This window comes from Streptomyces sp. NPDC096310 (genome assembly GCF_044763125.1).
Classification (GTDB): Bacteria; Actinomycetota; Actinomycetes; order Streptomycetales; family Streptomycetaceae; genus Streptomyces.
Genome location: NZ_JBIWFO010000007.1, coordinates 26,183 through 51,660, shown reverse-complemented (window position 1 = coordinate 51,660; position 25,478 = coordinate 26,183). Strand labels below are relative to the sequence as shown.

General features: G+C 71.3%; 30 protein-coding genes and 1 pseudogene. 9 read left to right on the top strand and 22 right to left on the bottom strand.

Translation table 11 applies throughout. The annotated features are described in order from the left end of the window. Window positions 1-13 precede the first annotated feature (13 nt). On the bottom strand, window positions 14-616 hold the full coding sequence (locus ACIQ7D_RS16360) for an ABC transporter substrate-binding protein (RefSeq protein WP_403938011.1): 603 nt from the start codon (window positions 614-616) through the stop codon (window positions 14-16). Between the two features lie 168 nt (window positions 617-784). On the opposite strand from ACIQ7D_RS16360, the gene dtd reads away from it, so the two are divergent. Then, a complete protein-coding gene (dtd, locus tag ACIQ7D_RS16355) occupies window positions 785-1,222 on the top strand; it encodes a D-aminoacyl-tRNA deacylase (protein ID WP_403938009.1) in 438 nt (145 codons plus the stop codon). A gap of 74 nt (window positions 1,223-1,296) precedes the next feature. On the opposite strand, the gene ACIQ7D_RS16350 is transcribed toward dtd, so the two are convergent. The 6 genes from ACIQ7D_RS16350 to ACIQ7D_RS16325 all read right to left on the bottom strand — a co-directional run bounded on the left by ACIQ7D_RS16350 (window position 1,297) and on the right by ACIQ7D_RS16325 (window position 5,949). Further along, on the bottom strand, window positions 1,297-2,277 hold the full coding sequence (locus ACIQ7D_RS16350) for a YgfZ/GcvT domain-containing protein (RefSeq protein ID WP_403938007.1): 981 nt from the start codon (window positions 2,275-2,277) through the stop codon (window positions 1,297-1,299). 11 nt (window positions 2,278-2,288) lie between these two features. After that, on the bottom strand, window positions 2,289-2,792 hold the full coding sequence (locus tag ACIQ7D_RS16345) for a Fur family transcriptional regulator (RefSeq protein WP_403938006.1): 504 nt from the start codon (window positions 2,790-2,792) through the stop codon (window positions 2,289-2,291). A 65-nt stretch (window positions 2,793-2,857) separates the two neighbouring features. After that, entirely contained in the window at window positions 2,858-3,430 is a 573-nt protein-coding gene (locus ACIQ7D_RS16340; RefSeq protein ID WP_403938005.1) for an FABP family protein, read from the bottom strand. Window positions 3,431-3,695: 265 nt separating this feature from the next. Beyond that, a complete protein-coding gene (locus ACIQ7D_RS16335; protein WP_403938003.1) occupies window positions 3,696-4,529 on the bottom strand; it encodes a hypothetical protein in 834 nt (277 codons plus the stop codon). Further along, entirely contained in the window at window positions 4,526-5,278 is a 753-nt protein-coding gene (locus ACIQ7D_RS16330) for a hypothetical protein (protein WP_403938002.1), read from the bottom strand. Before ACIQ7D_RS16330 ends, ACIQ7D_RS16335 begins: the two co-directional genes overlap by 4 nt. Further along, window positions 5,275-5,949: a hypothetical protein gene (locus ACIQ7D_RS16325; RefSeq protein WP_403938000.1), complete on the bottom strand. Its 675-nt coding sequence runs from the start codon at window positions 5,947-5,949 to the stop codon at window positions 5,275-5,277. The genes ACIQ7D_RS16330 and ACIQ7D_RS16325 overlap by 4 nt, the downstream gene beginning before the upstream one ends. Window positions 5,950-6,122: 173 nt before the next feature. Here ACIQ7D_RS16325 and ACIQ7D_RS16320 point away from each other — a divergent pair, with 173 nt between their 5' ends. Further along, window positions 6,123-6,500, top strand: coding sequence for a DsrE family protein (locus tag ACIQ7D_RS16320; RefSeq protein ID WP_384999002.1), 378 nt, complete (start codon window positions 6,123-6,125; stop codon window positions 6,498-6,500). Between the two features lie 156 nt (window positions 6,501-6,656). Beyond that, a complete protein-coding gene (locus tag ACIQ7D_RS16315; RefSeq protein ID WP_403937999.1) occupies window positions 6,657-7,397 on the top strand; it encodes a VOC family protein in 741 nt (246 codons plus the stop codon). Window positions 7,398-7,504: 107 nt separating this feature from the next. On the opposite strand, the gene ACIQ7D_RS16310 is transcribed toward ACIQ7D_RS16315, so the two are convergent. The 7 genes from ACIQ7D_RS16310 to ACIQ7D_RS16280 form a co-directional block, all read right to left on the bottom strand. Then, window positions 7,505-7,822, bottom strand: coding sequence for a DUF3099 domain-containing protein (locus tag ACIQ7D_RS16310; protein WP_403938334.1), 318 nt, complete (start codon window positions 7,820-7,822; stop codon window positions 7,505-7,507). Between the two features lie 106 nt (window positions 7,823-7,928). Next, window positions 7,929-8,216 (bottom strand): DUF1416 domain-containing protein, encoded by a 288-nt coding sequence (locus ACIQ7D_RS16305; RefSeq protein ID WP_030590573.1) that lies wholly within the window; start codon window positions 8,214-8,216, stop codon window positions 7,929-7,931. Window positions 8,217-8,245: 29 nt separating this feature from the next. Next, complete coding sequence (locus ACIQ7D_RS16300; protein WP_403937997.1) at window positions 8,246-9,085, bottom strand: sulfurtransferase; 840 nt, start codon at window positions 9,083-9,085, stop codon at window positions 8,246-8,248. 157 nt (window positions 9,086-9,242) lie between these two features. Continuing rightward, complete coding sequence (locus ACIQ7D_RS16295) at window positions 9,243-9,350, bottom strand: putative leader peptide (RefSeq protein ID WP_384999017.1); 108 nt, start codon at window positions 9,348-9,350, stop codon at window positions 9,243-9,245. Between the two features lie 195 nt (window positions 9,351-9,545). Continuing rightward, a complete protein-coding gene (locus tag ACIQ7D_RS16290; RefSeq protein WP_403937995.1) occupies window positions 9,546-10,295 on the bottom strand; it encodes a DUF2993 domain-containing protein in 750 nt (249 codons plus the stop codon). Between the two features lie 197 nt (window positions 10,296-10,492). Next, a complete protein-coding gene (locus ACIQ7D_RS16285) occupies window positions 10,493-11,839 on the bottom strand; it encodes a hypothetical protein (protein ID WP_403937993.1) in 1,347 nt (448 codons plus the stop codon). A 10-nt stretch (window positions 11,840-11,849) separates the two neighbouring features. Next, window positions 11,850-12,104, bottom strand: a complete 255-nt coding sequence (locus ACIQ7D_RS16280; protein ID WP_403937991.1) for a MoaD/ThiS family protein — start codon at window positions 12,102-12,104, stop codon at window positions 11,850-11,852. A 582-nt stretch (window positions 12,105-12,686) separates the two neighbouring features. Between ACIQ7D_RS16280 and ACIQ7D_RS16275 the strand changes: the two genes are divergently transcribed. Beyond that, window positions 12,687-13,535 (top strand): winged helix-turn-helix domain-containing protein, encoded by an 849-nt coding sequence (locus ACIQ7D_RS16275; RefSeq protein ID WP_403937990.1) that lies wholly within the window; start codon window positions 12,687-12,689, stop codon window positions 13,533-13,535. A 24-nt stretch (window positions 13,536-13,559) separates the two neighbouring features. Then, on the top strand, window positions 13,560-14,582 hold the full coding sequence (locus tag ACIQ7D_RS16270) for a LacI family DNA-binding transcriptional regulator (protein ID WP_403937988.1): 1,023 nt from the start codon (window positions 13,560-13,562) through the stop codon (window positions 14,580-14,582). Between the two features lie 133 nt (window positions 14,583-14,715). Here ACIQ7D_RS16270 and ACIQ7D_RS16265 read toward each other — a convergent pair whose 3' ends face one another. The 4 genes from ACIQ7D_RS16265 to ACIQ7D_RS16250 form a co-directional block, all read right to left on the bottom strand. Continuing rightward, window positions 14,716-15,213 (bottom strand): PASTA domain-containing protein, encoded by a 498-nt coding sequence (locus tag ACIQ7D_RS16265; RefSeq protein ID WP_403937986.1) that lies wholly within the window; start codon window positions 15,211-15,213, stop codon window positions 14,716-14,718. Then, entirely contained in the window at window positions 15,210-15,839 is a 630-nt protein-coding gene (locus ACIQ7D_RS16260; RefSeq protein ID WP_403937985.1) for a SigE family RNA polymerase sigma factor, read from the bottom strand. The genes ACIQ7D_RS16265 and ACIQ7D_RS16260 overlap by 4 nt, the downstream gene beginning before the upstream one ends. Before the next feature lie 265 nt (window positions 15,840-16,104). Beyond that, window positions 16,105-16,569, bottom strand: coding sequence for a MarR family winged helix-turn-helix transcriptional regulator (locus ACIQ7D_RS16255; RefSeq protein ID WP_403937983.1), 465 nt, complete (start codon window positions 16,567-16,569; stop codon window positions 16,105-16,107). 280 nt (window positions 16,570-16,849) lie between these two features. After that, window positions 16,850-17,515: a hydrolase gene (locus ACIQ7D_RS16250; protein ID WP_403937981.1), complete on the bottom strand. Its 666-nt coding sequence runs from the start codon at window positions 17,513-17,515 to the stop codon at window positions 16,850-16,852. Window positions 17,516-17,831: 316 nt separating this feature from the next. On the opposite strand from ACIQ7D_RS16250, the gene ACIQ7D_RS16245 reads away from it, so the two are divergent. The 4 genes and pseudogenes from ACIQ7D_RS16245 to ACIQ7D_RS16230 all read left to right on the top strand — a co-directional run bounded on the left by ACIQ7D_RS16245 (window position 17,832) and on the right by ACIQ7D_RS16230 (window position 21,465). Next, window positions 17,832-18,869: a S1C family serine protease gene (locus ACIQ7D_RS16245; protein WP_403937979.1), complete on the top strand. Its 1,038-nt coding sequence runs from the start codon at window positions 17,832-17,834 to the stop codon at window positions 18,867-18,869. Between the two features lie 31 nt (window positions 18,870-18,900). Beyond that, the gene (locus ACIQ7D_RS16240) at window positions 18,901-19,086 is read left to right on the top strand and encodes a hypothetical protein (RefSeq protein ID WP_403937977.1); all 186 of its coding nucleotides are present in this window, start codon (window positions 18,901-18,903) and stop codon (window positions 19,084-19,086) included. Window positions 19,087-19,138: 52 nt separating this feature from the next. Continuing rightward, window positions 19,139-19,867 (top strand): annotated as a pseudogene (locus ACIQ7D_RS16235) (response regulator transcription factor); the annotation flags it as partial. A 119-nt stretch (window positions 19,868-19,986) separates the two neighbouring features. After that, window positions 19,987-21,465, top strand: coding sequence for a sensor histidine kinase (locus tag ACIQ7D_RS16230; RefSeq protein ID WP_403937975.1), 1,479 nt, complete (start codon window positions 19,987-19,989; stop codon window positions 21,463-21,465). A gap of 99 nt (window positions 21,466-21,564) precedes the next feature. Here the strand turns inward: ACIQ7D_RS16230 and ACIQ7D_RS16225 are convergent, their stop codons facing one another. The 4 genes from ACIQ7D_RS16225 to ACIQ7D_RS16210 form a co-directional block, all read right to left on the bottom strand. After that, window positions 21,565-22,035, bottom strand: coding sequence for a hypothetical protein (locus ACIQ7D_RS16225; RefSeq protein ID WP_403937974.1), 471 nt, complete (start codon window positions 22,033-22,035; stop codon window positions 21,565-21,567). Then, window positions 21,963-22,844: a DUF2993 domain-containing protein gene (locus ACIQ7D_RS16220; RefSeq protein ID WP_403937972.1), complete on the bottom strand. Its 882-nt coding sequence runs from the start codon at window positions 22,842-22,844 to the stop codon at window positions 21,963-21,965. Before ACIQ7D_RS16220 ends, ACIQ7D_RS16225 begins: the two co-directional genes overlap by 73 nt. A gap of 158 nt (window positions 22,845-23,002) precedes the next feature. After that, window positions 23,003-23,944: a phosphatidylinositol-specific phospholipase C gene (locus ACIQ7D_RS16215; RefSeq protein WP_403937971.1), complete on the bottom strand. Its 942-nt coding sequence runs from the start codon at window positions 23,942-23,944 to the stop codon at window positions 23,003-23,005. Between the two features lie 305 nt (window positions 23,945-24,249). Then, complete coding sequence (locus ACIQ7D_RS16210; protein ID WP_403937969.1) at window positions 24,250-25,398, bottom strand: hypothetical protein; 1,149 nt, start codon at window positions 25,396-25,398, stop codon at window positions 24,250-24,252. Between the last annotated feature and the right edge of the window lie 80 nt (window positions 25,399-25,478).

The following is a 25,478-nucleotide window of genomic DNA, read 5'->3' as shown; positions in this document are numbered from 1 at the left end:
GGACGCCCCTCCACTACATGAGCAGGTCGTCCACTTGTGCTTCGCCTTCACGGTACCTGCGCGCGATCTCCGCGCTGCAATCGTCCGCGGTCCGCTGAAGCTGGTGACGGCGGCGCGAGAGCTGCCGCTCGTTGCGGACCAGCCGCCCCATCGCCGCGTGCAACTCCTCGTCCGTACGCGCGTCCAGGTCCGACAGCTCCACCTCCGCCAGCGTCTCCGCGGCCAGCGCCCGGTACTCCGGGCTGCGCGGCGTGGAGAGCGTGACGTGCCGGGCGGAGCTGCGATGGCGCGACGGGGCGTCGGTGAGGATCTCCGAGAGCCGGTCGAGCACCGGGGTCTCCGGCGCCGTACGACGCGCCAACTCGGCGCGCAGGATGTCGATACGGCCCTGGAGCAGCCGCCGCAGATAGCTGAGGTCCCCCTCGTCGCGGTGCGAGTCCCGGCGCAGCGCGCGCAGTTCGGGCAGCCGCAGAACGCTGAAGTCGTACGGCCGGGGCGCGGGCAGCGCCCCCTCGCCGCCGGCCACGGGTCCGCCACTGCCGACCCCGCTGGTCGTACGGGTCGCCGGTACGGTACCGGGCGGCTGCCCGGCTCCCGATGTGCTCGATGTGCTCATCGCGCGTACTTCCCCTCACTCCGCTGGGGAGACCCCGTCCCGCACACCGCTGGGAACCCCCATCCCTCGACGGGTGCCTGCCGCTCACCGCCTCCGTGCATCGTGCCACTCCTGCCGCCGGGTATGGGGGCGCTCTGCACCCGTTCGGCCCCCGATAGGTTGGTCCGTATGCGAGCAGTGGTGCAGAGAGTCGACGGCGCGAGCGTCCTCGCCGTGACCGGGGACGGGACGGAAACCGTCGGCGAGATCGTCGGCGAAGGGCTGTGTGTGCTGGTGGGAGTCACCCACGAGGACACGGTCGAGCAGGCGCGGAGGCTCGCCGACAAGCTCTGGTCGATTCGGATGCTGGAGGGCGAGAAGTCCTGTTCGGAGGTGAACGCCCCGCTCCTGGTGATTTCGCAGTTCACTCTCTACGGGGACGCCCGGAAGGGCCGCCGCCCCACCTGGAACGCCGCCGCGCCAGGTCCGGTGGCCGAACCGCTGGTCGACGCGGTGGTGGCGCGCCTGCGCGAGCTGGGGGCGAAGGTGGAGACGGGCCGGTTCGGAGCGGAGATGCGTGTCTCGCTCACGAACCACGGCCCGTTCACGGTGCTGCTGGACTTCTGATCCGTACGGGACGCGTTGCGGGACCCGTACGGGGCGGGCTACGGAACAACCCGTAGCTACGGGACCCGTACGTCCTACGGCTCGACCACGACCTCCTGGGCCGCCGCCGTGTCCCCCGCCAGCAGCGGCGCGTCCACCGGCACATTGCGCTTGACCAGCGCCAGCGCGATCGGCCCCAGCTCGTGGTGGCGGGCCGAGGTGGTGATGAACCCGAGCTGGCGCCCCTCGGGGCCGTCCGCCGCGAGCCGCACCGGAGTGCCGTGCCCCGGAAGGTGGACATCGCTGCCGTCGAGGTGCAGGAAGACCAGCCGGCGCGGCGGCTTCCCCAGGTTCTGGACGCGGGCCACGGTCTCCTGGCCCCGGTAGCACCCCTTGTCGAGGTGGACCGCGCCGCCGATCCACCCCAGCTCGTGCGGGATGGTCCGGTGGTCGGTCTCGAAGCCGAGCCGCGGCCGGTGGCCCTCGACGCGCAGCGCCTCGTACGCCAGGATCCCGGCCGGCGGGCCGTGCCGCTCCGCGTACGCGGTCAGCTCGGCGCGCGGCAGGAAGAGATCCCGGCCGTGCGGGGTCTCCCGTACGACGACGCCCTCCGGCACCGGGGCGATGGAGCCGGCCGGGAGGTGGACGAGTGCGAAGTCGTCGGTACGGTCCGCGACCTCGACCCGGTAGAAGAACTTCATCGACTCCAGATAGCCCACCAGGGCCTCCTGGGTCCCCGGCTCGACATGCGCCCAGACCGTCACGCCGTCGTCCACGAGATACAGCGCGTGCTCGACATGGCCGGTCGCGGAGAGGATCAGCGCCTCGGTGGCCCGGCCCGCGGGCAGCTCCGTGACGTGCTGGGTGATCAGCAGATGCAGCCAGCTGAGCCGGTCCTCGCCGGTGACGGTGACGACGCCGCGGTGCGAGAGGTCGACGAAGCCGGTGCCGTCGGCGAGGGCGCGCTGCTCACGGAAGAGATCGCCGTAGTGCGCGGCGACGCCTTCGTCCTGGCCTTCGGCCGCGACGGCTCCGGGCAGGGCGAGGAGAGGGCTGGTGGTCGAATGTCGCTGCATAGTCATGAAGCCTACGACTCGGCCGGGCCCGTCGTTGTTCCCGCGGCGGAGCCGGATCCGGATCCGGGGGAGGTGCCGGATCCGGCGGAGGCGGCCGCGGCGGCCGTGCACTCCCGGCAGCGGCCGAAGATCGCGAAGTGCTTCATGTCCGTCGTGAAGCCGAAGTCGTTCCGCAGCTTCGCGGTGAACTCGGCCGCGACCTCGGTGTCCGCCTCGATCACCTCCGTACAGTCCCGGCACACCAGGTGTATGTGGTGGTGCCGGTCGGCCAGGTGGTACGTCGGGGCGCCGTGCCCGAGGTGGGCGTGCGAGACGAGGCCCAGCTCCTCCAACAGCTCCAGGGTCCGGTAGACCGTGGAGATGTTCACCCCGGAGGCGGTCCTGCGCACCTCGCAGAGGATGTCGTCGGGCGTCGCGTGTTCGAGGGAGTCGACGGCTTCGAGGACAAGCTGGCGCTGAGGGGTCAGCCGGTAGCCGCGCTGCCGCAGATCGCTCTTCCAGTCGGTGCTCACCACGCCCCCAGTGTAGGCAGGCGCGGCGGCGGCCCGGATGGAGCTTGTCGGGGACCGGGGGCCCGGGGCTACTTGAAGAAGGCGATGCCGTCGTCCGGGAGGTCACCGAGGTCCTTGGCCCACTCGGCGACCTGCTCCGGGCTCACGGTCTTCTTCAGGTGCGCCGACATGTACGGCCGCAGCGGCACGTCCGGCGTCGACTTCTCGCCCACCCACATCAGGTCGCCCTTGACGTAGCCGTAGAGCCGCTTGCCCCCGCTGTAGGGACCGGAGGCCGCCGTACGGGCCACCGCGTCGGTCACCAGGTCGATCTGCGGCTTCTGGTCGCCCAGCTCGCCGTACCAGACCTCGACGACGCCCTGGTCGCGCACCATGACGACCTCGACCTTGCGGTCCTTGTCGATGCGCCAGAAACCGGACTCGGACTCGATCGGCCGGACCTTCTTGCCCTCGGCGTCGAGCGCCCAGGTGTGCGACACGTACTCGATGAAGTCCCGGCCGTCGTGGCTGAAGGAGACCTCCTGGCCGAAGTTGGCCTTCTCCTCACCGGGGAAGTCGAAGACGCCGACGCCTTCCCAGTCACCGAGCAGGAAGACGAGCGGGACGAGGTCCGGGTGCAGGTCGGACGGGATCTCGATCATCAGCGCTGGCCCTGGTACAGCTTCTTCACGGCCAGACCGGTGAAGGCGAGCACGCCGACACAGACGAGGACCAGCAGGGTAGTGAAGAAAGCCTCAAGCACGGGGTGCTCCTCGGATGAACGGTATGACGCGGTACGGCCGGGCCCCAGCCTAATGGGTGGGGCACCGGCCCTCTCGCCGAGGTGCGCCGGTGGGCGTACGGGGCCCGCCCGCCGCCCGCCGAACGCGACCGTGCTCGGCCGGGCTCAGCCGGGCTCAGCCGGGCTCAGCCGAGGAGCTGGCTCTGGAGCACCACGGTCTGGTGGAAGGGCACGGCGGGGGTGCCGCCCTTCCGCTCCTGGACGATCAGCCCGATCGTGTCCCCCGCCGCGACATACGCGTGCCGGGCCTGCGTCGGGCCGTACGGCTCGGGCTCGGCGTAGACGTCCGTACTGACGAACATCTCGGAGCCGGGCGGCGGGTCCGGCCAGGACTCGTCCAGCTCGGCGCCGGGCGCGGCGGCCACCGACCTGCCCACACCGCTTCCGAGCACCGCGCCGTGCTTGAAGCCGGCCACAAGGCCGGACGACGGGAACCGCAGCAGGTAGACCCTGGAGACGGTGCCGTCCGGCATCGTCCAGCCCCGGGCGGCGATGTGCCGTACGGCGAAGTCGTCCAGCAGCACCGAAAGCGCGGCGCGCTGTCCGGGCGCGTACTCGGACAGATACCGCTCCGTACTCACCCAGCCGCCGGTCAGCGTCTTGTCCGGCGTGGCACCGGCAGGGGCCCGGAGCAGCAGCGCCCGCAGGTCGGCGTGGTGGATCTCGCCCGCGTTCTCCGGGTTGAAGGGGCGCGGTGAGCCGACCGGCAGGGCGGGCAACGACAGCTCCGGGTAGTCCCACCGTCCGTCGCCGTGCGTCGAGAGCCCGGGGAGACCGGTGCGCTCCATCCCGCTGACACCGAACGCCGCACCGGTACCGACCCCGGCGAACACGGCCCCGGCGACGGCCCAGCGGGCGATCGCGCGCAACACGCGACGGGGCGGGCGGGGGGCCTGGGCGGGGGCGGACGGCGCCGGGGAGGACGCGTCCTCGGCGGGAGAGGCGGTCTGCTCGGTCATGCGCTCTCCCCCGGGGCGGCGATGCGGTCGAGCTGGCCCTTGACCAGTTCGGCGACGGTGGACTGTTGGAGCGGCATGCCCTGCGCGACCACGATGACAAGCAGGTCACCTTCGTACGCCAGGCAGGTCATGGTCCCGATGTCGGGCGTCCCCTCGCTCTCGGACTCCTCGGTCTGTACGGAGCACGAGGCGTTCTTCCGGCCCTCGATGACCGGCCCCTCGCGCTCCCCGTCCGAGCGCTGTGACCCGTCCTCGTACCAGCGGCGGGCGACGTACGCGTCCTTGACCGCGATGAGGGACACGTCAACGGTGAGCCCGCTTCCGGGGAAGGTGTACGAGCGGAGCGCGACCCCCTCCATCCTCATCCGGTCGATCTCCTTGTTCACCTGCCGGCGTACGGCGGCCGGAGCGTCGTGGTCGTCCGCGGCCGCCTTCATCATCTCGGTCGACCGGTCGGCGGTCAGCTCGGCGTCGTTTCCGTACGCGCCGATGTCGGGTCCGAGCACGTAGCCCGGCGGCACCGGCAGCAGCTTCCGGGTCAGGTCGCTGTCGGCGCGGCCTCTGCCGATGGGCCCGGCGGGGTCCTTGGCCGGCTTGGCCCGGTTCTCCGCCCACACCCGGGTGGAAGCGCTCCGGTCCGCCCCGTCGACGGTGGCTTTGATGAACGCGAACCCGCCGCCGAGGGCCCCGGCGACCAGGAGAGCGGGCAGTGCGGTCCCGAGGAACCGATGGGTGCGACGGTCGTTCACAGGCGCTCCACCTGGTCCTCGATCAGTGTCCGGATGTCCTTCTCGCCGATCGGCCTGCTGTCGACGAGCTGGATCTTGACCAGCACATCGCCCCGGTGCGCGGCGGCGTACGCGCGGTACCGCAGAGGCGTCCGGTCACCGGCGTCGTAGACGTAGTAGCGGCCCTTGGCGGTGCCCTCGACGGGGTTGCCGGAGCCGGAGCGCGCGATCATCCCCCAGGGCAGCACCTCCAAGGCGGCGGTGGCGTGCGTGTCGACGCTCGGCCGGTACTGGGCCAGAACGACGTTCCCCTGCCGGTCGCCGCTTCCGGTCCAGGCCGTACCGGCGACCCGGCGGAGGCCGTTGTCCAGCGCCGAGGAGAACGCGTAGCCGCCGCCCTCGAAGTACTGGGCGTAGGACCTGATCGGCACCCAGCCGTCGTCGAGCCATTCCGGCGCGATCTCTCGTGCCCCGGCCGGCCTGTCGATCAGCAGCTCGCGCAGATCGCCGTCCGTCCTGACCTGGTTGTCCTCCTCGGCGGAGAGCGGCTTCGCCGCCTCCCCCGCGGGCAGCGGCCTCGCCGGGTACGCGAGCCCCGGCTGGGCGAGCGTCGGCAGGGGCGTCGGCGGGCGGTCGGCCTGGATCGCGTACCCCGTGGCCGTGCCGCCGACGAGGCCGAGTACGGCCGCCACGGCGATCAACAGGGCCGTACGGCCGCGTCTTCGGGCCGGTAAAGCCGCTGAAACCGGCTGTGCTTCCACAAGAGTCCCCCAAGAGACCTGAGGCGCGGGTTCCGTTACCCGCGCACAGATCCGACCCGCCAGGACGCCGGGAGGTTGCAGCGCGGCGGATTACGATTCGGCACATGCAATCCGCCGAGAACGCCAAGAAGCTCGTGATCAAAGTGACCGCCGGGGCCGACGCCCCCGAGCGCTGCTCCCAGGCCTTCACGGTGGCCGCGGTCGCCGTGGCCAGTGGGGTGGAGGTGTCGCTGTGGCTGACCGGCGAGTCGGCGTGGTTCGCGCTGCCGGGGCGCGCCGCCGAGTTCGAACTGCCGCATGCCGCGCCGCTGCCCGAGCTGATCGAGTCGATCCAGGCGGCGGGGTCGATCACGCTGTGCACGCAGTGCGCGGCCCGGCGGGACATCACGGAGAAGGACGTACTGGACGGGGTACGGATCGCCGGCGCGCAGGTCTTCGTCAGCGAGATCATGGCGAACGGCGTCCAGGCGCTCGTCTACTGACCGGCGTCTGCCGTCCGGCGCCGACGGCTACCGGCAGCCACAGCCGGTGGACCGTCCCACAGCCTGTGGACCGTTAATGAGTTGACCGGGTGACGCCGTCTGGGCAGGCTCCAGCCACCACCTGGACGCGAGCCTTCTCGAACGGGGACCCTAGGGATGACGTCTCACCTCCACGCACTGTGCTTCGACGCGAACGACCCGCCCCTTCTCGCGCGCTACTGGGCCGGTGTCCTGGGCTGGGAGACATCCGGCGACCCCTCCGGCGGCAGCACGCTCCTGCCGAACGACGACACCGGGTTCCGGATCCGCTTCCTCCCCACCGAGGAGCCGAAGTCGGGCCCGAACCTGATGCACTTCGACCTGACGAGCACCTCGCTCGACGACCAGCGGGAGACGGTGGCCAGGTCGCTCGGGCTCGGCGGACGGCACATCGACATCGGTCAGCTCCCGGAGGAGGGCCACGTCGTGCTCGCCGACCCCGAGGGCAACGAGTACTGCGTCATCGAGCCGGGCAACAACTTCCTCGCCGACTGCGGATTCGTCGGAGCGCTCGCGTGCGACGGTTCGCAGGAGGTCGGGTACTTCTGGAGCGAGGCGCTGGGCCGGCCCCTGGTCTGGGACCAGGACCAGGAGACCGCCATCCGCTCACCGCACGGCGGCCCGAAGATCACCTGGGGCGGCCCGCCGCTGACTCCCCGGACCGGCAGGAGCCGGCTGCGCTTCGACCTCGCGCCGCCCGTCGGCGGTGACCAGCGATCGGAGATCGACCGTCTCGTCTCCCTGGGGGCGACCCGGACCGGCACCGGCCAGGACCAGACCGGCGCGGTGACGATGACCGATCCCGACGGCAACGAGTTCTCGGTGCTGCCCGGCCCGGTTGCGCTCCCTCTTCAATGAAGAACGGCACGACCGTCACCACTGAACTCGCTCGTTCGTGGCGCGGCTCGTGCCACCGACGCGGGAAGGAGGGTCGCCTCCAGCCGACCTGCCGTGTGCTCCGGGAGCTACGGGCGGTTCCGGCGTTCCAGTTCCTCCAGCCACCGGTCGTTCTCGTCGTTCTCGTGGCCCTCCGGCGGCTCGTCCCACCAGCGGTCGTCCTTGTCGCGCGTGTTGCCCACGATGGCGGCGACCGGCGGGATCAGCAGGGCGACCACGCAGAGCGCGATGGCCGCGGGGACCGACCAGATGCGTACGAAGGCCCCGGCGGAGACGAAGAGGAACAGACATCCGCCCATGAGCAGGAAATACCGGCGACGGCGTCGCGCGTACATATCTTCAGCGTACGACGCGGACGGACCGACCGGAACGTAACGGAATGTGATGAAGCACGCGCATGACGTACGCCGAAGGGCCGCACACGCCGAAGGGCCGCATCCCGGTCCGTCCACCGGGATGCGGCCCTTCGGCGCGTGCGCGAGCCCCAGGCCCTCAGACCGCGATCGCGACCTCGGAGAGGCCGCCGGTCTGCGCGACGACCGTACGGTCCGCCGAGCCGCCGGGGACGAGGGCGCGCACCGTCCAGGTGCCCTCGGCCGCGTAGAAGCGGAACTGTCCTGTCGCCGAGGTCGGGACCTCCGCGGTGAACTCGCCGGTCGAGTCCAGCAGGCGTACGTAACCCGTGACGGGCTCGCCGTCGCGGGTCACGGAACCCTGGATGGTGGTCTCACCGGGCTTGATCGTCGAAGCGTCGGGGCCGCCGGCCTGTGCTCCACACATGTTGTTCAGTCCTCCGGGTCGGGGCGTGATTACTTGTTGGCGCCGAGCTCGATCGGCACGCCGACGAGCGAGCCGTACTCGGTCCACGAACCGTCGTAGTTCTTGACGTTGTCGACACCGAGCAGCTCGTGCAGGACGAACCAGGTGAGCGCGGAGCGCTCACCGATACGGCAGTACGCGATGGTGTCCTTCGCCAGGTCGACCTGCTCCTGCGCGTACAGCTCCTTCAGCTCGTCGTCCGACTTGAAGGTGCCGTCGTCGTTGGCGTTCTTCGACCACGGGATGTTGCGCGCGGACGGGATGTGGCCCGGACGCTGCGACTGCTCCTGCGGCAGGTGCGCCGGGGCGAGCAGCTTGCCGCTGAACTCGTCGGGCGAGCGGACGTCGACCAGGTTCTGCGTGCCGATCGCGGCGACCGCGTCGTCACGGAAGGCGCGGATCGAGGTGTCCTGGGCCTTCGCCTTGTACGTGGTGGCCGCGCGGGTCGGGACGGCCTCGACCAGGTCGCGGGAGTCCAGCTCCCACTTCTTGCGGCCGCCGTCGAGGAGCTTGACGGAGTCGTGGCCGTACAGCTTGAAGTACCAGTACGCGTAAGAAGCGAACCAGTTGTTGTTGCCGCCGTAGAGGATGACGGTGTCGTCGTTGGCGATGCCCTTGGCCGACAGGAGCTTCTCGAAGCCCTCCTGGTCGACGAAGTCACGGCGGACCGGGTCCTGGAGGTCGCTCTTCCAGTCGATCCTGACGGCGTTCGTGATGTGGTTCTTGTCGTAGGCCGAGGTGTCCTCGTCGACCTCGACGATGACAACCTTCGGATCGTCGATGTGGGCCTCGACCCAGTCGGCGTCGACCAGAACGTCGCTGCGGCTCATGCTTTTCTCCTCCGGGCAGTGTGCGGCGGGCAGTGTGCTGCGAGGTGATGCGAGGGGGCCGGCTCGACCGCGCTGCCGCGCGGGTGGCCCTGAGAGCGCTCGAAGGGCCCGGGTAAGCCGGGGTCGGGGATACCGGAACGTGAACGTCCCGTCCCGCTCAGACAGTGCGACAGAGCATGGCGGCGACGCGGCACAGGTCTACTGCCCGCCGCTTCGTGAGGTCCGCCTGTCCCCGCTGAGGGAGACCGCCGATAAAGCACTGCATGGGTCCGATCGTAGGGACGACCGGGCGGTCATGTCACCGGTGTGTCATATGGCAAGACACGATCATCCACGATGTGGGACCGGATGGCGGTACGCGGTGCCGGGCCGGGCGCGGCGGCCCGCGGCGGCTCCGGCCCCGGCCGGATGCGGTCTGGGGAGCGGACACGGCTGTCTCACCATCCGGCCGAGGGCCGCACTAGCCGGCCAGGGAGACGTCCGTCCCCGTACCGGAGAAGCTCAGGCCCGTCTCCGTCGCCGTGACCTTGTCGAGCCTGATGCTCGACGGCAGCCCGTCGATCTTCAGGTCGTAGTCGACCACGTCCCGCATCCGCTGCTCCGCACCCGGCACGTACAGCTCTGGCAGCGTCGCCGCCTTCAGCCGGACCGTGTCGCCGTCGACCAGCGAGACCGTGCTGTACGCGGTGAGGTCCTTGCCGTCCAGCAGCGACTTGAAGGCGGCGGGGATGTCGATGCCCGCGCCGTCCAGCACCTCGCCCATCGGGCCCGAGAGCTTGACCTGCCCCTTGGCCGCGCGTTCGGCGCCCGCGTACCCGACCGTGGCGCCGTGCGGCGCCGAGCCCGTCAGGTCCGCGTACGAGATCCGCGCCGAGCCGGTGGCGGTCGCGGCGGTCGCGGTCGAGAAGCTGCTGTCGAACTTCACGTCCTTCAGCTCCGCCCTGACCTCGGTCACCCGGACCGCCTGTCCGTCGGCGCTGGCGCTGACCCCGTCGAGGCTGACCTCGACGTCGTCCAGGGAGGTGTTCACCACCTGGGTCAGGAAGGGGAACCCGTTGATGGAGACCTTCGGGTCGGAGCCGAGCCCCTGGCTGGAGCGGATCTTGCTCGCCACCTGGTCCTCGGCGAAGTACACGGCGACCCGGTCGGCGGCGACGAAGAGCCCGCCGAAGACCACGACGAGTATCAGCAGTGTCCGCAGTGCGCGCATCGTTCGGTGTCCCCCACCCTGTTCAGGACCGGTTCCGCGGTCCGGTTCGTTCCCCGGCCGGCCCCTGGTGAGGTCCGTGCCGGTCGAGCTGCCGGTGATGCCGGACCGCCGGACTGATCGACGTACGGCGAAGACGTACGGTTCCCGGCGTACGGGTTCCCGCCCCCGGCCGCCGTACGCCTCGGCCGCGCTCCGTGTCAGGACAGCGCGCGGCCCAGCAGGTAGACGGCGGGCGCGGCGGCCGTGAGGGGCAGCGCCACCCCGGCCGTCATGTGCACGAACTTGGACGGGTAGTCGTAGCTCGCCGCACGCAGCCCGACCAGCGCGCAGACGCCCGCCCCGAGCCCCAGCAGCGCGCCCCCGGCGGCGCCGGGGTCCGTCATCCCGCCCGCCACGATCCCGCCGCCCGCGCCGGCCAGCAGGGCCACCACGACCGAGACGAACCCCGGGAGCGGCAGTGCGCGGGCCACCGTCGCCGCGGCGACCGCGACGCCGCCGACGACGACCGCGTCCGGGGCGCCCGCGAGATGGCCGGCGGCGAGGATGGCGAGCGCGGCGGAGACGACCGTGGCCATCAGCCCGGTCATCCGCTCGTCGGCGCTCGCGCGGCTGCGCAGTTGCAGGACGAGGACGAGCAGCACCCACACCCCGAGGGTGCCGATGATCGCGGCGGGCCCGTTCGCCCGGCCCGCGGCGAGCACGGCGATATCCGCGACGAGCCCGCCGAGGAAGGCGAGCGCGATGCCCTGGCGGGCCGGCCACATGCCGTTCAGCCGGAACCAGCCGGCCGCCGTGACGGCCTGGAGCAGCACGAGCGGGACGAGCAGCGCGTACGGGCCGAGGGCCGCGCCCCCGGCGAGCAGCAGCCCCAGCGCCGCCGTCAGCCCGGCCGGCTGCATGCCCGGCGGGATGATCGGCGACCGGCCCTCGGCGCGGGCGCGCTGGGCGTCGGTGACGCGGGCGTTGCCGAGGGTGGTGGGCGCGCTGTAGCCGGCCGCGCCGAGGGGGCCTGCGGCCTGCGGGGGCTGGGGGGCGTACGGGGGCGCCTGCGCGGGCGCGGGAGACGGGGCGGCCGCCGGAGCGGGCGCCGCCTGCGACGGGGGCGTGTAGGCGCTCTGGGGCGGCAGGTACGCGGTGTCGGCAGCGGCGGCGGCCTGCTGCTGATACGGCTGGGCCTGGGCCGGGGGCGGCCCGTACGACGCCTGCCCGTGGGCCGGGCGGTGAGGCTGGGCCGAGGGCTGCGGCGCGTGGGGCTGGGGCTGGACCGGGGGCTGGACAAGCGGCTGGACGTGGGGCTGGTACTGGGTGTCCCAGGTCTGCCCCTCCCACGTCTGGGCGGCGCCCCCGTCCGGCTGCCCCGCCGCGGCCTGCTCGGGTTCGGCCCACGCCCGCGCCGGGGGCTGGGGAGACTGCGGGGGCTGGGGAACGTACGGCGTCTGCCCCTGCCGCCCGTACGGGTCCGGCTCTGCGTACGGATCCGGCTGCCCGTCCTGCTGCCCGTACGGGTTCTGCTGCCCGTACGGGTACTGCGGATCGTTGCTCATGTTGTGCGGTTCACCCTCCTGCGAACGGCGGGAGCACCTCGACCGTGCCGCCCTCGGCAAGGCGTACGGTCTCATGCCCACGGGTGCCCACGGGGTCACCGTCGACAATGAACGAACACCTCTGGAGTACCCGGGTCAGTTCACCGGGGTGTCTGACCCGCGCGCCGTCGAGCGCCTCGGCCAGGCTCTCCGCCGTGTACGGCTCCTCCGCGACGCCCGCGGCCGCTCTGGCCGCGGCCCAGTAGCGGATCGTGCCCACCGCCATGGGGCGGCTCCTCTCGTCGTCCTGCCGTCTTCCGGTACCCGCCGTTCCCCGGCTTCACCGTCCTTCGTCGGATCCCATGATGACGGCGCGGCCACGCCTCTGTGCGCCCCCTGTGCGATCCGCCCGTTCGGGGCCGGTTCGTCTACCGTCCAAGTCCCGCGTGAAACCCCCCGTACACAGGCAGTACACCGCCATTTCGCGCACGTCCCGGGCCCGCTCCAGAGGGTCTCCGCCCCCGAGTCGGTGCATGATCTGCGAGATTGCCCCTCCGACACGGACCGAATGTGGGTTATTCTGCTCCGAAGAGGATCCGGGCAATGCAGCCCCCGGGTCCTTTTGTGTTTTCCGACCGTTGTTACAGCCAGATGTCACAGACGGAAGACACGGACATCCGGGCCGCGCCCCCGTGGACGAGGGGCAGCACGGACCGTACGGCAGTACAAAAGCAGTAAGCAGTAGGCAGTGCCGCATACGTCCTCGCAGGGACCGAGGAGGAACCGACGTAATGGGCAAACGAACCGTGAACGACAAGAGTCCGGACAACTGTCCTGACAGGAGTCCGGCCGAAGCAGGTGGGCGGCGATGAGTTCTCTGCTGCTCCTGACCAACGCTCTCCAGCCCTCCACGGAGGTGCTGCCCGCGCTCGGACTGCTCCTCCACAACGTGCGGGTGGCCCCCGCCGAAGGGCCTGCCCTCGTCGACACCCCCGGTGCCGATGTGATCCTCATCGACGGCCGCCGTGACCTCCCGCAGGTCCGGTCGCTCTGCCAGCTCCTGCGCTCCACCGGGCCCGGCTGCCCGCTGATCCTCGTCGTGACGGAGGGCGGTCTCGCCGCCGTCACCGCCGACTGGGGCATCGACGACGTCCTGCTCGACACCGCGGGACCGGCCGAGGTCGAGGCGCGGCTGCGGCTCGCGATGGGCCGGCAGCAGATCCAGACCGACGACTCCCCGATGGAGATCCGCAACGGGGACCTGTCGGTCGACGAGGCGACGTACAGCGCGAAGCTCAAGGGCCGGGTCCTGGACCTGACCTTCAAGGAGTTCGAACTGCTCAAGTACCTCGCGCAGCACCCCGGCCGGGTCTTCACCCGCGCCCAGCTCCTCCAGGAGGTCTGGGGGTACGACTACTTCGGCGGTACGCGCACGGTCGACGTGCACGTACGGCGGCTGCGCGCCAAGCTCGGCCCCGAGCACGAGTCGCTCATCGGGACCGTACGGAACGTGGGCTACCGCTTCGTCACGCCGGAGAAGGCCGAGCGCGGCTCCGAGGAGGCCAGGGCGAAGGCCGCGAGTTCCCGTACGGAGGACGCCGCGGAGCCCCGGCACGAGAAGGCGCGGGCGCACGGCGAGGACGCCGCGAAGGCCACCGGACCGGACGCCGGGCAGGATGCCGTCCAAGAAGCCTCCGTAAGGCCTGCCCAGCGGTAGGTCACCACGCGTAGACTGCCGCGCGTGGCCAAGGTGACGCGGGACGATGTGGCGCGACTGGCGGGGACTTCCACCGCCGTCGTCAGCTATGTCATCAACAACGGACCCCGGCCGGTCGCCCCGGCCACGCGCGAGCGGGTGGTCAACGCCATCAAGGAGCTGGGCTACCGGCCCGACCGGGTCGCCCAGGCGATGGCCTCGCGGCGGACCGACCTCATAGGGATGGTCGTGCCCGACGCCAGGCAGCCCTTCTTCGCGGAGATGGCGCACGCGGTGGAGCAGGCGGCGGCCGAGCGCGGGAAAATGGTGCTGGTCGGCAACTCGGACTACCGCGACGAGCGCGAGGTCCACTACCTGCGGGCCTTCCTCGGCATGCGGGTCTCCGGGCTGATCCTGGTCAGCCAGGGCCCGAGCGAGCGCGCCGCCGCCGAGATAGAGGCGTGGGACGCCCGGGTCGTCCTGCTGCACGAACGCCCGGAGGGCATCGACGACGTCGCGGTCGTCACGGACGACATCGGCGGCGCACAGCTCGCCACCCGCCACCTCCTGGAGCACGGCCACCCGTACGTCGCCTGCCTCGGCGGCGTCGAGTCGACCCCGGCGGTCGGCGACCCGGTGGCCGACCACGTGGAGGGCTGGCGCCGGGCGATGCTGGAGGCGGGGCTCCCGGTGGAGGGCCGGCTCTTCCAGGCCCCGTACAACCGTTACGACGCCTACCTGGTCGCCCTGGACCTGCTGGCGGGCCCGGACAGGCCCCCGGCGATCTTCTGCTCCACCGACGACCAGGCGATCGGCGTCCTGCGCGCGGCCCGCGAGCTGCGCCTGGACGTCCCGGGCGAGCTGGCGGTGGCCGGCTTCGACGACGTCAAGGAGGCCGGCCTGACGGACCCGCCCCTGACGACGGTCTCCTCCGACCGGCCGGCGATGGCCCGGGCGGCGGTGGACCTGGTCCTGGACGACGGCCTGCGCGTGGCGGGCTCGCGCCGCGAGCGCGTGAAGCAGTTCCCGTCGGCCCTGATCGTGCGGCGCTCCTGCGGCTGCGCGTAGACCGTACGCCGTGGGGCCGCGGGGCCTCGGCGGACCGTGGTGGAATGAGATCGGGCGGCGGCCCCGATGACAGCGGGGCCACCGCCCTTTTTCCCGGTGGACTTCTGGTGGGCGGCTCGACGTCCGCCTCAGGTCAGCGGGCGCAGAGGGTCAGGTTGACCGTGTCTCCGTTGCCGACGATCTTCGGGCTGTGCGGGTCGACCCCGATGACCGAACCCGGCTTGCAGCCGGGCGACGACGCCTCGCCGACCTTGCCGAGCTTCAACTGGGCCTTCTGCAGCAGCGCCTTGGCGTCATCCGGGTGCAGGCCCGCCATCTCGATCTTGATCTTTCCGTACAGCAGAGTGGCGGCGTCCGCGTCGGTCGCGGTGGTCGCGGCGGCGGGCGGGGCGCTCGGACCACCGCCGGCCACGGTGGCCAGCGCGGTGCCGCCGCCGGCCACGGCGATGGCGGCGACAACGGCGGTGATGAGCCCGACCCGCCTGCGGCCGACGCGGCGCTGGATGCCGTCGGCGTCGAAGTGCGGTGCGGGAGAGGTGTTCGCGAAGTCGTTCAAGGCGGTTACCAGTTCCTTTTCGAAGGGGGTGTCACCGCCGCGGCCGTCCGAGGACCGCGCTGTGTGGCCGGTCATCGGGTTCCTTCCCGGGGCAGCGGTGACGAAGGTTCGGAGAGCGCGGGTATCTGGGCCCGGAGCCGTTCGAGGCCACGGGCGAGCTGGGACCGTACGGTGCTCGGGGAGATCCGCAGGTCCTCGGCGATCTCGGCATCCGAGAGGTCGTGGAAATACCGCAGCACCACGACCGTGCGCATACCGACCGGCAGCCGTTGCAGAGCGCGGACCAACTGGTCCCGGCTGTCGACCCGCCCGTACTCGTCCCCCGGCGCGGCCCGGTCGTCACCGGGGGACCGCTGGGGTACGACACGACGGAACCGCCGCCACCTGTCGTTGGCCAGATTGACCATGATCCGCCGCACATAGGCGTCCGGAGCGTCCTTGGCGGCGATGGCGCGCCAACGGCGGCAGGCTCGTTCCAGGGTCTCCTGCACCAGATCCTCGGCCGCTTCACGGCTTCCGGTCAGCACCAGGGCACCCCGGAACAGCGCCCCCGAGCGGGCGGCGACGAAGGCATGAAAACCCGCCCCCGGATCCGTCCCCGCCCACTCGGCCTCGGCCCGCCCGGTGAGACGGGCCCGCCCTGTCAGGCCGGGCGGGCTCGCCTCGGAGAACAGCGAACTCCATTTGGTTGCCAGATCCACGCCGCTCCTTCCTTCCTGTCCCCGTCTCGACGGCGGAGCGGCCGCATCTGCTGCACCGCGCGAAGGAGACCTGGATCACACAAGGAGGGAGGGGCTGGCTCAGAGCCTTTCGTTTGGATCTTGCTGGGCTCGCGGGCGCAGCGGCTCGGGCTCTGTCAGCCCCTCACTGCTGGAGCCGCTCGTCCGGGCGCAGCGTCGACTCGATCTTCGCTGGACTTTTGCCGTCAACTGCTGCCAGTTCCTCAGGCGGGCCGACGCTCACCGTTCAGGCGTCATCGCCCAGTTTGTCCACCACGCGGACGGAGATTTCGGCGAGGGTTCGGAGCTCCGCCGCGGTGAGATGGTCCAGGAAAAGGGACCGGACGGCCTCCACGTGCAGCGGGGCCGCCGCCGCGATGGCCTCGCGGCCCGCTTCCGTGATCACCGCGAAGGCACCCCGTCCGTCCTCCGGACAGTCCTCCCGCACCACCAGCCCCCGCCCGATCATTCGCGTGATGTGGTGGGACATCCGGCTCTTCTCCCACTCCAGCGCCCGCGCGAGATCCTGATACCGCTGACGGCCCTCCGGCACATCCGTCAGGTTGACCAGGACCGCGTAATCCGCCGCCGCCACATGGGATTCCGTCTGCAGCAGACGCGACAGGCGGCCGATCAGCCGCTCATGCAACCGGACGAAACTTCTCCACGCGTGTTGCTCCTCCGCCGTCAGCCAGTTCACCCCGTCAGTCACAAGGCCGAGTGTAGTGAACTGGTCGATGCGTCATCCAAGAGGCTGGGTGTACGCACCACCGCCGCGGCGCGGTCCGGGGCGACGCCTTCACGCCGGACGGGCCGACGGCTGACGGGCTGACGGGTTGACCGGCTGACGGGCCGACGGGTTGACCGGCTGACGGGCCGACGGGCCGACGGGCCGACGGGCCGACGGGCCGACGGGCCGAGCCTCTTGGGCGGCCGCGCGATGACCAGGGGGCGGCACTCCGGTACCGGGACCGCCCCCAACGCCCCCGCCGTTACGCCCCGGCTGTCTCGGCGACCGGGGTGTTCAGGAGCTGCCGCTCCCAGACCGTCACGATCCCGGTGGCACCCGCGTGCTCCAGGACCGCCATCTGGTCCTCCGGCGTGATGCGGTCCGTCCGGGCCCAGTCACGCTGCCACTCGCTCATCACGGCCAGCCAGGTGATCGGCACGACCCCAGCCTGGACCATGCGCCGTACCGCCATGTCGTGACCCTCGGCCGACCCACTGCCGGAGGCGTCGGTCACGACGTAGACGTCGAAGCCTTCGCCCGCCGCCTGGATGGCGGGCAGGGCCACGCAGACCTCCGTCCACAGACCGGCGATGATCAGCTTCTTGCGTCCGGTGGCCTTCACGGCGTCCACCACGACCTGGTCCTCCCAGGTGTTGATGAAGGTCCTGTTGATCGGCTTCTGGTCAGGAAAGACGTCCTGCAGCTGCGGGATCAGCAGGCCCCCGCGATCTTCAATGACCGTGGTCAGGATCGTCGGGACGCCGTAGCCCTTGGCCGCCTTGGCCAAGCCCACGACGTTGTTGGTGACCATCATCGGCTCGTGGCTGTTGATGTTGGCGAACTGGTACGGCTGGTGATCGATCAGTACCAGGATGCTCTCCTCGGGGGTCAGCAGGGCTTCGAGGCCGGCCTTCGACGACGTGCTCATAGAGATCTCCTCAGGAGTGCGGGCCATGCACCAACTATTTAGTTGATGCGTCATCTTTTTTACATGAAGCATCAACTACTTGTCCAGTGCTGGCAGTTCGGGGGCAGGGAGCCGCCGACCGGGGCAGCGCGGAGGGGTGACCACATGCGCATCCGGCCAGAGAATCGCGACCGGTACCCGGACGACCGGCCGTCCTGGTGCGACGCCTTCCGCCAGGCCCTCGCCTACGGGCCTTTATATGGGGCATACGCGGTTTTGTTGCCCTTCTCAGCGCCTCCTCAGCCTGTTCTCATGTACGGCGCCCACAGTCGTTGACATGACCGACAACTACCGCGGCAGCGGCGACGCAGACAGCACGCAGCAGCACCCCACCCAGGGGTTCCAGGGCCCGGCGTACCCGCCGCCGCCCCCGTACGGTCCGGTATATTCCGCCGTTCCCGGCGCGGCGACGACCCCGCGGCGCGCCAAGAGGCCCGTCGCGTTGCTGGCCGCCGTCGCGCTGGCCGCGGCTGTGGTGGGGGGTGGGTCGGCCGCGCTGGTCGGCGCGTACACGGGGAACGACGCCGGCGTCGGCAACGGCGACACCGCCATCCACGGGACGACCGTCTCGCAGAGCAGCGCGGGCACCGTGGCGGGGGTCGCGCAGTCCGTGTCGCCGACGATCGTCGAGATCAACGCGGCCTCGAACAGCGGTGAGGCCACCGGCTCCGGCGTGATCATCACGTCCGACGGCGAGATCATCACCAACAACCACGTCATCTCCGGGGCTTCCTCCGTGAAGGTCCAGCTCAGCACCGGCAAGACGTACACCGCCCGGATCATCGGCACCGACGCCGACAAGGACCTCGCGCTGATCAAGCTGGAGGGCGCGAGCGGTCTGAAGACGGCCTCGCTCGGCGACTCCAGCCAGGTGAAGGTCGGCGACCAGGTCGTGGCGATCGGCTCCCCCGAGGGCCTGACCGGCACCGTCACCAGCGGGATCATCTCGGCCCTGAACCGCGATGTCACCGTCGCCAAGGACCAGGACCAGGGACAGCAGCAACAGCAGGGCGGCGGCAACGGCGGCAACTGGCCGTTCGAGTTCGGCGGCCGGCAGTTCAACGGCGACACCGGCACCTCGAAGACCACGTACAAGGCGCTCCAGACCGACGCCTCGCTCAACCCGGGCAACTCCGGCGGCGCCCTGATCAACATGAACGGCGAGATCATCGGCATCAACTCCGCCATGTACGCGCCGAGTTCGTCCTCCGCCTCCAGCGACTCCGGCGCCGGCAGCGTCGGCCTGGGCTTCGCCATCCCGGTCAACACCGTCAAGGCGGACCTCTCGGCGCTGCGCTCCGGCGGCACGAGCTGATCCACGCACCCCGACATCCCAGGAGAGAGCTGTGAACGGCACCGACGCACCCCTCACCCGTCCGGCCGGACCGAGCGATCTGGCGCTTCCGCTCGCCCTCGTCCATGATCTTGTCCAGGCCGCGGCGCCCACGCGCCGCGCGGACGAGGTCCGTACCACCACCGCCGGGAAGAAGCGTGGAGCGGGCCGCCGCCGTACGGCCGCCGTGCGAGGCTGAGGACACGCAGCAGCGCTGCCCGAGACCGACCTACTGACAAGGTGGAAGCCCCATGAGTCCCGCCGAAGGCGATCGCGGTCCGCAGCGCATCCTGATCGTCGACGACGAGCCCGCCGTACGGGAGGCCCTGCAGCGGAGCCTCGCCTTCGACGGATACGGGACCGAGGTCGCCGTCGACGGGGTCGACGCCCTCGCCAGGGCCGCCGCCTACGCGCCCGACCTGATCGTCCTCGACATCCAGATGCCGCGCATGGACGGCCTGACCGCCGCCCGCCGGCTGCGTGCGGGCGGCTCGAAGGTGCCGATCCTGATGCTCACCGCCCGCGACACGGTCGGCGACCGCGTCACCGGCCTGGACGCGGGCGCGGACGACTACCTGGTCAAACCGTTCGAGCTGGACGAGCTGTTCGCCCGGATCCGCGCGCTGCTGCGGCGCAGCTCGTACGGGGCCGCCACCGGCGAGGTGCCCGACGACAACGTGCTGTCCTTCGCCGATCTGCGGATGGACCTGACGACCCGCGAGGTCATGCGCGGTGACCGCCGCGTCGAGCTGACCCGCACCGAGTTCACGCTGCTGGAGATGTTCCTCGCGCACCCGCGCCAGGTCCTCACCCGGGAACAGATCCTCAAGGCGGTGTGGGGCTTCGACTTCGAACCCAGCTCCAACTCGCTCGACGTGTACGTGATGTATCTGCGCCGCAAGACCGAGAGCGGCGGCGAACCCCGCCTGGTGCACACGGTGCGGGGCGTGGGGTACGCGCTGCGCTCCGACGCGGGCGGCGGCCCGGCCGGCGACGGGCGCGGCGCGTACGGAAGCCACGGCGGAAGCGACGGACGCGGCGCGTACGGAAGCCACGGCGGGAGCCATGACAGAGGCCACGACCGTCACGGCGGCCCGGCGTGACCGGTCCCCTCCAGCGGTTCCGTACGCTTCCGCTGCGCTCCCGCCTCGCCCTGCTGGTCGCCTCCGCCGTCGCGCTCGCCGTCGCCGCCGTCGCCGTCGCCTGCTGGCTGCTGACCCGTACCCAGCTTCCGAGCGAGCTGGACTCCTCCCTGGAGAACTCCTCCGCGCCCCGCAGCACCGTCCAGAGCGCCCTCGCCGCCTGCGACGCGGGCACCAACCCCGAGAACGGCGCCACCCCCGGCTTCGTCTACGTCCAGGTGGTCCTGCCCAACGGTCAGCGCTGCGTCTCCCCGGGCTCCGAGCCCGTACACGTCCAGCAGGACGACGTCGGCGTCGCGAACGGAACCCTGCACACCGCGCTGCACGACAGCGTGACCGAGGAGGGCGCCAAGGTCCGCGTCTTCACCCGGCGCGTCTCCTACGACGGCAGCCCGCCGATCGCCGTCTCCCTCTCCCGCCCGCTCGCGGAGATCGACGCCTCCCTCAACGAACTCGCCGTGCTCCTCGCGCTCGTCGCCGGCGTCGGGGTGATCGGCGCGGGCCTCGCGGGCCTCTGGGTCGCCAGATCGGGGCTGCGGCCGGTCAACGGGCTCACGCGGGCGGTCGAACACGTCGCGCGTACGGAGGACCTCACCGTCCGTATCCCCGTCGAGGGCGAGGACGAGATCGCCCGGCTGTCACGCTCCTTCAACTCCATGACCGCGGCCCTCGCCTCCTCCCGGGACCGGCAGTCGCAGCTCATCGCGGACGCCGGGCACGAGCTGCGCACACCGCTCACCTCGCTCCGTACCAACGTCGAACTGCTCGCGCGCAGCGAGGAGACGGGCCGCGCCATCCCGCCGGCCGACCGCAGGGCCCTCATGGCGTCCGTCAAGGCGCAGATGACCGAGCTGGCCTCGCTCATCGGAGACCTCCAGGAGCTGTCGCGGCCGGACGCGGCCGGGCCCGGGCCCGTCGAGGTCGTCGCGCTGCACGAGATCATGGGCAGCGCGCTGGAGCGGGCGCGGCTGCGCGGCCCCGACCTGACGATCGCCGCTGAGCTGCGGCCCTGGTACGTACGGGCCGAACCGGCCAGCCTGGAGCGTGCGCTGGTCAACGTGCTGGACAACGCGGTGAAGTTCAGCCCGTCCGGCGGCTCGGTCGAGGTCGCGCTGAGCGGCGGCCCCGGCGGCAACGGCGAGCTGACCGTACGGGACCACGGCCCCGGCATCCCCGCCGAGGAGCTGCCGCACGTCTTCGAACGCTTCTGGCGCTCCCCGTCGGCGCGCGCGCTGCCCGGCTCGGGTCTCGGTCTGTCGATCGTGGCCCGTACGGTCCAGCAGGCGGGCGGCGACATCGCGCTGCGCCAGGCGGCGGGCGGCGGAACGGTCGCGTCGATCCGCATTCCGGGCGCGCCGACGCCACCGCCGGACGGCATGGGCGGTCCGGACGGCATGGGCGGCATGAACGGCATGGGCGGCGCGCACCGGGTGTGAGCCCGCCGGGCGGGACCCGCCGGGTGCCCACTCGGCGGACTCCGCCGGGCGAGCCCCGCCGGTGCACACGTGGCGGGACCCCGCCCCGCCGTCCTCCCCTTACGTCGCTCCGCCCAGCCGCACCGCCGACCCCACCAGCCGCGCCCTGATCCCCTCCGGCTCCACGGTGATGTGCTGCAACCGCAGGTCACCAGGGGTCTTCGGCAGCTTGAAGGAGAGCGAGAGCCGGTCGGACAGCTCCGGCGGGCGGAGGTTGAGCAGAGCGTCGACCAGCGCAGGATCGATTCCGGCGCGCTTCAGCAGCCCGGGGTCGCCCGCGACGACATCGACCAGGTTGAGCCGCATCAGCTCCTGGACGAAGCCCGGCCGCCCGGTGAACCGGCTCAGGGCCTCCTCGCTGCGCAGCGCCCGGTCCACGTCCGTCCGCTCCACCCCGAGCGCCCTCACGACGGCGGGCACCTCCAGCAGTTCCCTGGCGCGGCTCTTCTCCTTCGCGATCAGCCCGGCGGCCTCGGGCGCCAGCCGCAGCCCGGAGTGGGCGCGGTCCTTGCCGGGCCGGTACGTGGCCACTCCGGGGATGTCGAGCCGCATGCCGTCGACGTGGTGGACACCGCCCTGCCGCCCTCGTTCCTGATATGCGCCACGGCCCGTACCCGCAGGTCGTAGCCGGCCACGGGCAGCGACCCCGCCAGCCGTACGGAGCCGGCGCCGTTGTCGGTGAACGTGACCTGGGAGGCGCCCAGCTCGCGGTTGAGGTCGTCGAAGCTGAGCAGGACGTCGCCGTCCATCCGGCTGACGACCGCGCCCTTGACGGCGGTGGGCAGATCGCCGACGACCCGGATGTCACTGGCGCTGGCCCGTACCTCGGCCAGCGAGACCCGGTCGGCGGCGACATGGGGGACGGTGACGTCGACGCGGTCGAGCCGCTTGCCGATGACCTGGGTGAGGAAGGGGAAGCCGTGGATGTCGACGGCCGGAGGGGTCGCCAGGCCGAGCGACTTCTGGAGCTTCTCCTCGGCCTTGTCCTGCGCGTAGAGCAGGGCGGCACGGTCCGCGAGCAGCAGGAACGCCATACAGGCGACGAGCGTGACGCTCAGTTTCAGCGCGGCGGAGAGGGAGCCGAGGCGGCGGCCCCAGCGCCCTCTCCGTACGCGCTTCCCGCTCTTCCTGTGGTCGGGTGGGGTCCAGTCCTCGTCGTCCCGGTCGGAAGTCAGCCCCAGATCCCGCGGGCCGCGCGGCTCATGGGTGAACTCGTCCTCGGGTGTGGCGAGTTGGGCCAGCTCGTCATACGGGTTCGGCGCGGTCCGCGGGGTGGGGGCGGGCTCGCCGTGCGGTTCGGGGGCGGACAGGTGCTCGGGTATGCGGGTGGGGGGTCGCATCGGCTCATCCCAACACGCCCGGCCGATCGAGCACACCCGTTCCGGCGGCGATATCAGACCTTTTGCCCAGTAACATCCGGCTATTCATGTGGGGGATCTCGCGATTCCGCCCACCCGCGCCCGGCCCCTGCCGCTCCCCCGCTCCGCCCCCGCCGCGCTCAGCCGTTGTGCCGTATCAGCGACTCCACCAGTCCGGACCGGGTGGCGGGGAAGTCCAGCGGTACGATCCCGAGGCCCCGCCAGCCGCTCGCCTCCGACCCGTCCAGGAAGGTGTGCACCTGCGGGTTGAGCCGGTCGGAGTTCCACCGGGGCGGCAACAGCGCCGCCGTACTGACGTAGTTGACGTACAGCTTGCCCGGCTGCGTCGCGGCCTTGCGGAACTGGGCCTCGATCTTGGGGTACTTGGCGCCCGGCTCCGCCTGGTAGTCGTCCTGGATGTCGAAGAGCCCGCCGTCCCCGTACCGCAGGCCGGGCAGTCCGCCGTTGTCCCCGAGCAGCACGACCCGGCCGCGCGCCTCGCCGAGCGTGGGCAGCCCGCCGTCGAGCCGGAAGAGGGAACGCCAGCCCTTGCCGTCGAGATACGTGTCGAAGATCCGCCGGAACTCCGCGTCGCTCTCGCTGGAGTACTCCTGCTTGACCCGCATGAGGACGGTCTCGGAGGGGTTGGCCCGCAGGAAGTCGCGGCAGGCGTTGAGGACGTCGTCGAAGTTCAGGTTCTGGTAGTACGCGGCGTGGTGGATGGTGAACGCCCCCTCGAACAGCCGGCAGCGGATGTCCAGGAAGCGGACGCCGCTGGTCAACTGGTCGGCTATGGAGGTGTTCTGGCAGGCCACGTAGAGCCCGCCGGAGCGGGCGCCGGAGTTGTGCGTACCGGGGATGGTCAGGCGCTGCACGGGGGTGGAGTCGGCGAAGCCGCCCATCCAGTCATGGCTGGCGAGGACGCGCGGGGAGGTGGCCCGCGAGGTCCGGGCGGCCGGTACGGCGGGTGCGGCCGACGTGGCGGCGAAGGCGGTCGCGCCGCCCGCGCCCACCAGCGCGGTGGCGGATGCGGCGAGGGCGCCGGCGAGAAAGCCGCGGCGGGTACCGGGAGATGCGCTCATGTGGGGGTGCCTCCGTCGTCCGTAAAGGGCAGGGGAAAACAGCCCTCGGATTATGACGGGTACACGTCACTAAAGGAATACACCACCGGGTGACACTCGGAGGAACACGCCGCCGCGGAGAGCGGGAGCCGACCCGCCATCGAACCCCGGGAGGGGCGAAGGACTGAAGGGCCCCGAGGACATCGCCGGAGGCACGCTTCCTGCCCTCGCGCCGCGCGCCTCACCCGCCCGGCAGCGCGCCGCACCCGAACCGGCAGCGCACCTCAGCCGCCGGGCCCCGCACCGGGGCCGCCCGGCGTCGCACCTCAGCCGTCGTCACCCTTGTCGATGCTCGGCGCACCCACCGCCCCGCCCGCGGCCCTGGTCGCGAGGGTCGCGAAGTCCTTCAGAACGCCCCAATGGGTCTTGTCCTGCGGGAAGAACGGCTTGATCGGGGACGAGTCCGGCAAACCCGCGCTCACCAGCGCCTTGTACCGGTTGTAGACCGACGCGATGTCCTTGCGGACCTGCATCGCGCCGGACTTCTCCGGCGTGCCCTTGAGCCGGTCGTCGTTGGTCGCCGCGATACTCGCGACATCCATCAGGAAGCAGTCGAGAAGATCGGTGACGTCCTGCGCCTTGGCGTTCGGCTCCTTGTTCTCCACGTCCTGCATGAGCAGATTCGCCATTTCGAGGGCGACGGACTTGTACACCTCGTAGCGGGGGCTGCCCGGAATCGCGCCGAGCACATGGTCGGACTGCTTGGCATCGTCGGAATTCATCATTTTGGCGCCGCCACGGCTCTCCTCAAGACCCGGCACGGGGAAGGGAAGCCCCTTGAAACCGTCCTCCTCCTGACCGAGTTGAGGCTTGTTGTCCGCCATGGGGTGAATCGCGAATTCATGGGCGAGCATGCCGGCGATATAGCCGATGTCGTAACTCTCGAAGTAGTAGGCGGCGAGGGTGACCACGACGCCTTCCGCCCCGCGGTCCACCACGTCCGCCGGGGTCTCCTTCATGCGCTGCTCGATGACGATGTCGCACTTGCGGTTGCCGAGATACGTCTGGATCGACTCGTGCGACGACAGGAGCTGGAGCACGCGCGTGGCCTTCTCGCGGTACTTCTCGTTCTTCTGGTTCAGGTTGGTGAACGCGATCTTCCCGCTCGACAGGCGCGCCAACTGGACCTGCGCCGGAGCGCGCTGCACCGTCCCCGTACCGCCCCTGCCCGCCTCCGGCGGCCTGCCCGACGGCTCGTGGCGGTGCGGACCGGCCCCCATCCTCTGTACGACGGCCAGGTTGCCCGCGGAGCCCTGCCACGCGAGCATCGACGCCTGACTCGGGTCGCCCGCCCGCCCGGCGTACGCGGCCTCCGGCGACGCGGCGGCCGGAGCCGGGGCCGGGGTGACCGGGGTCGTACGTTTCCCCTGTACCGGCGCGGCCCCCATGACCGACTTCTCCCCAAGGGCAGGCACCAGACCGTCTCCTTCGTACTGCGCGGGCACAGATCGCCGCCAGTCAACCAGGCCGGGGCCCGCCGGTGGAGAGTCCCGCG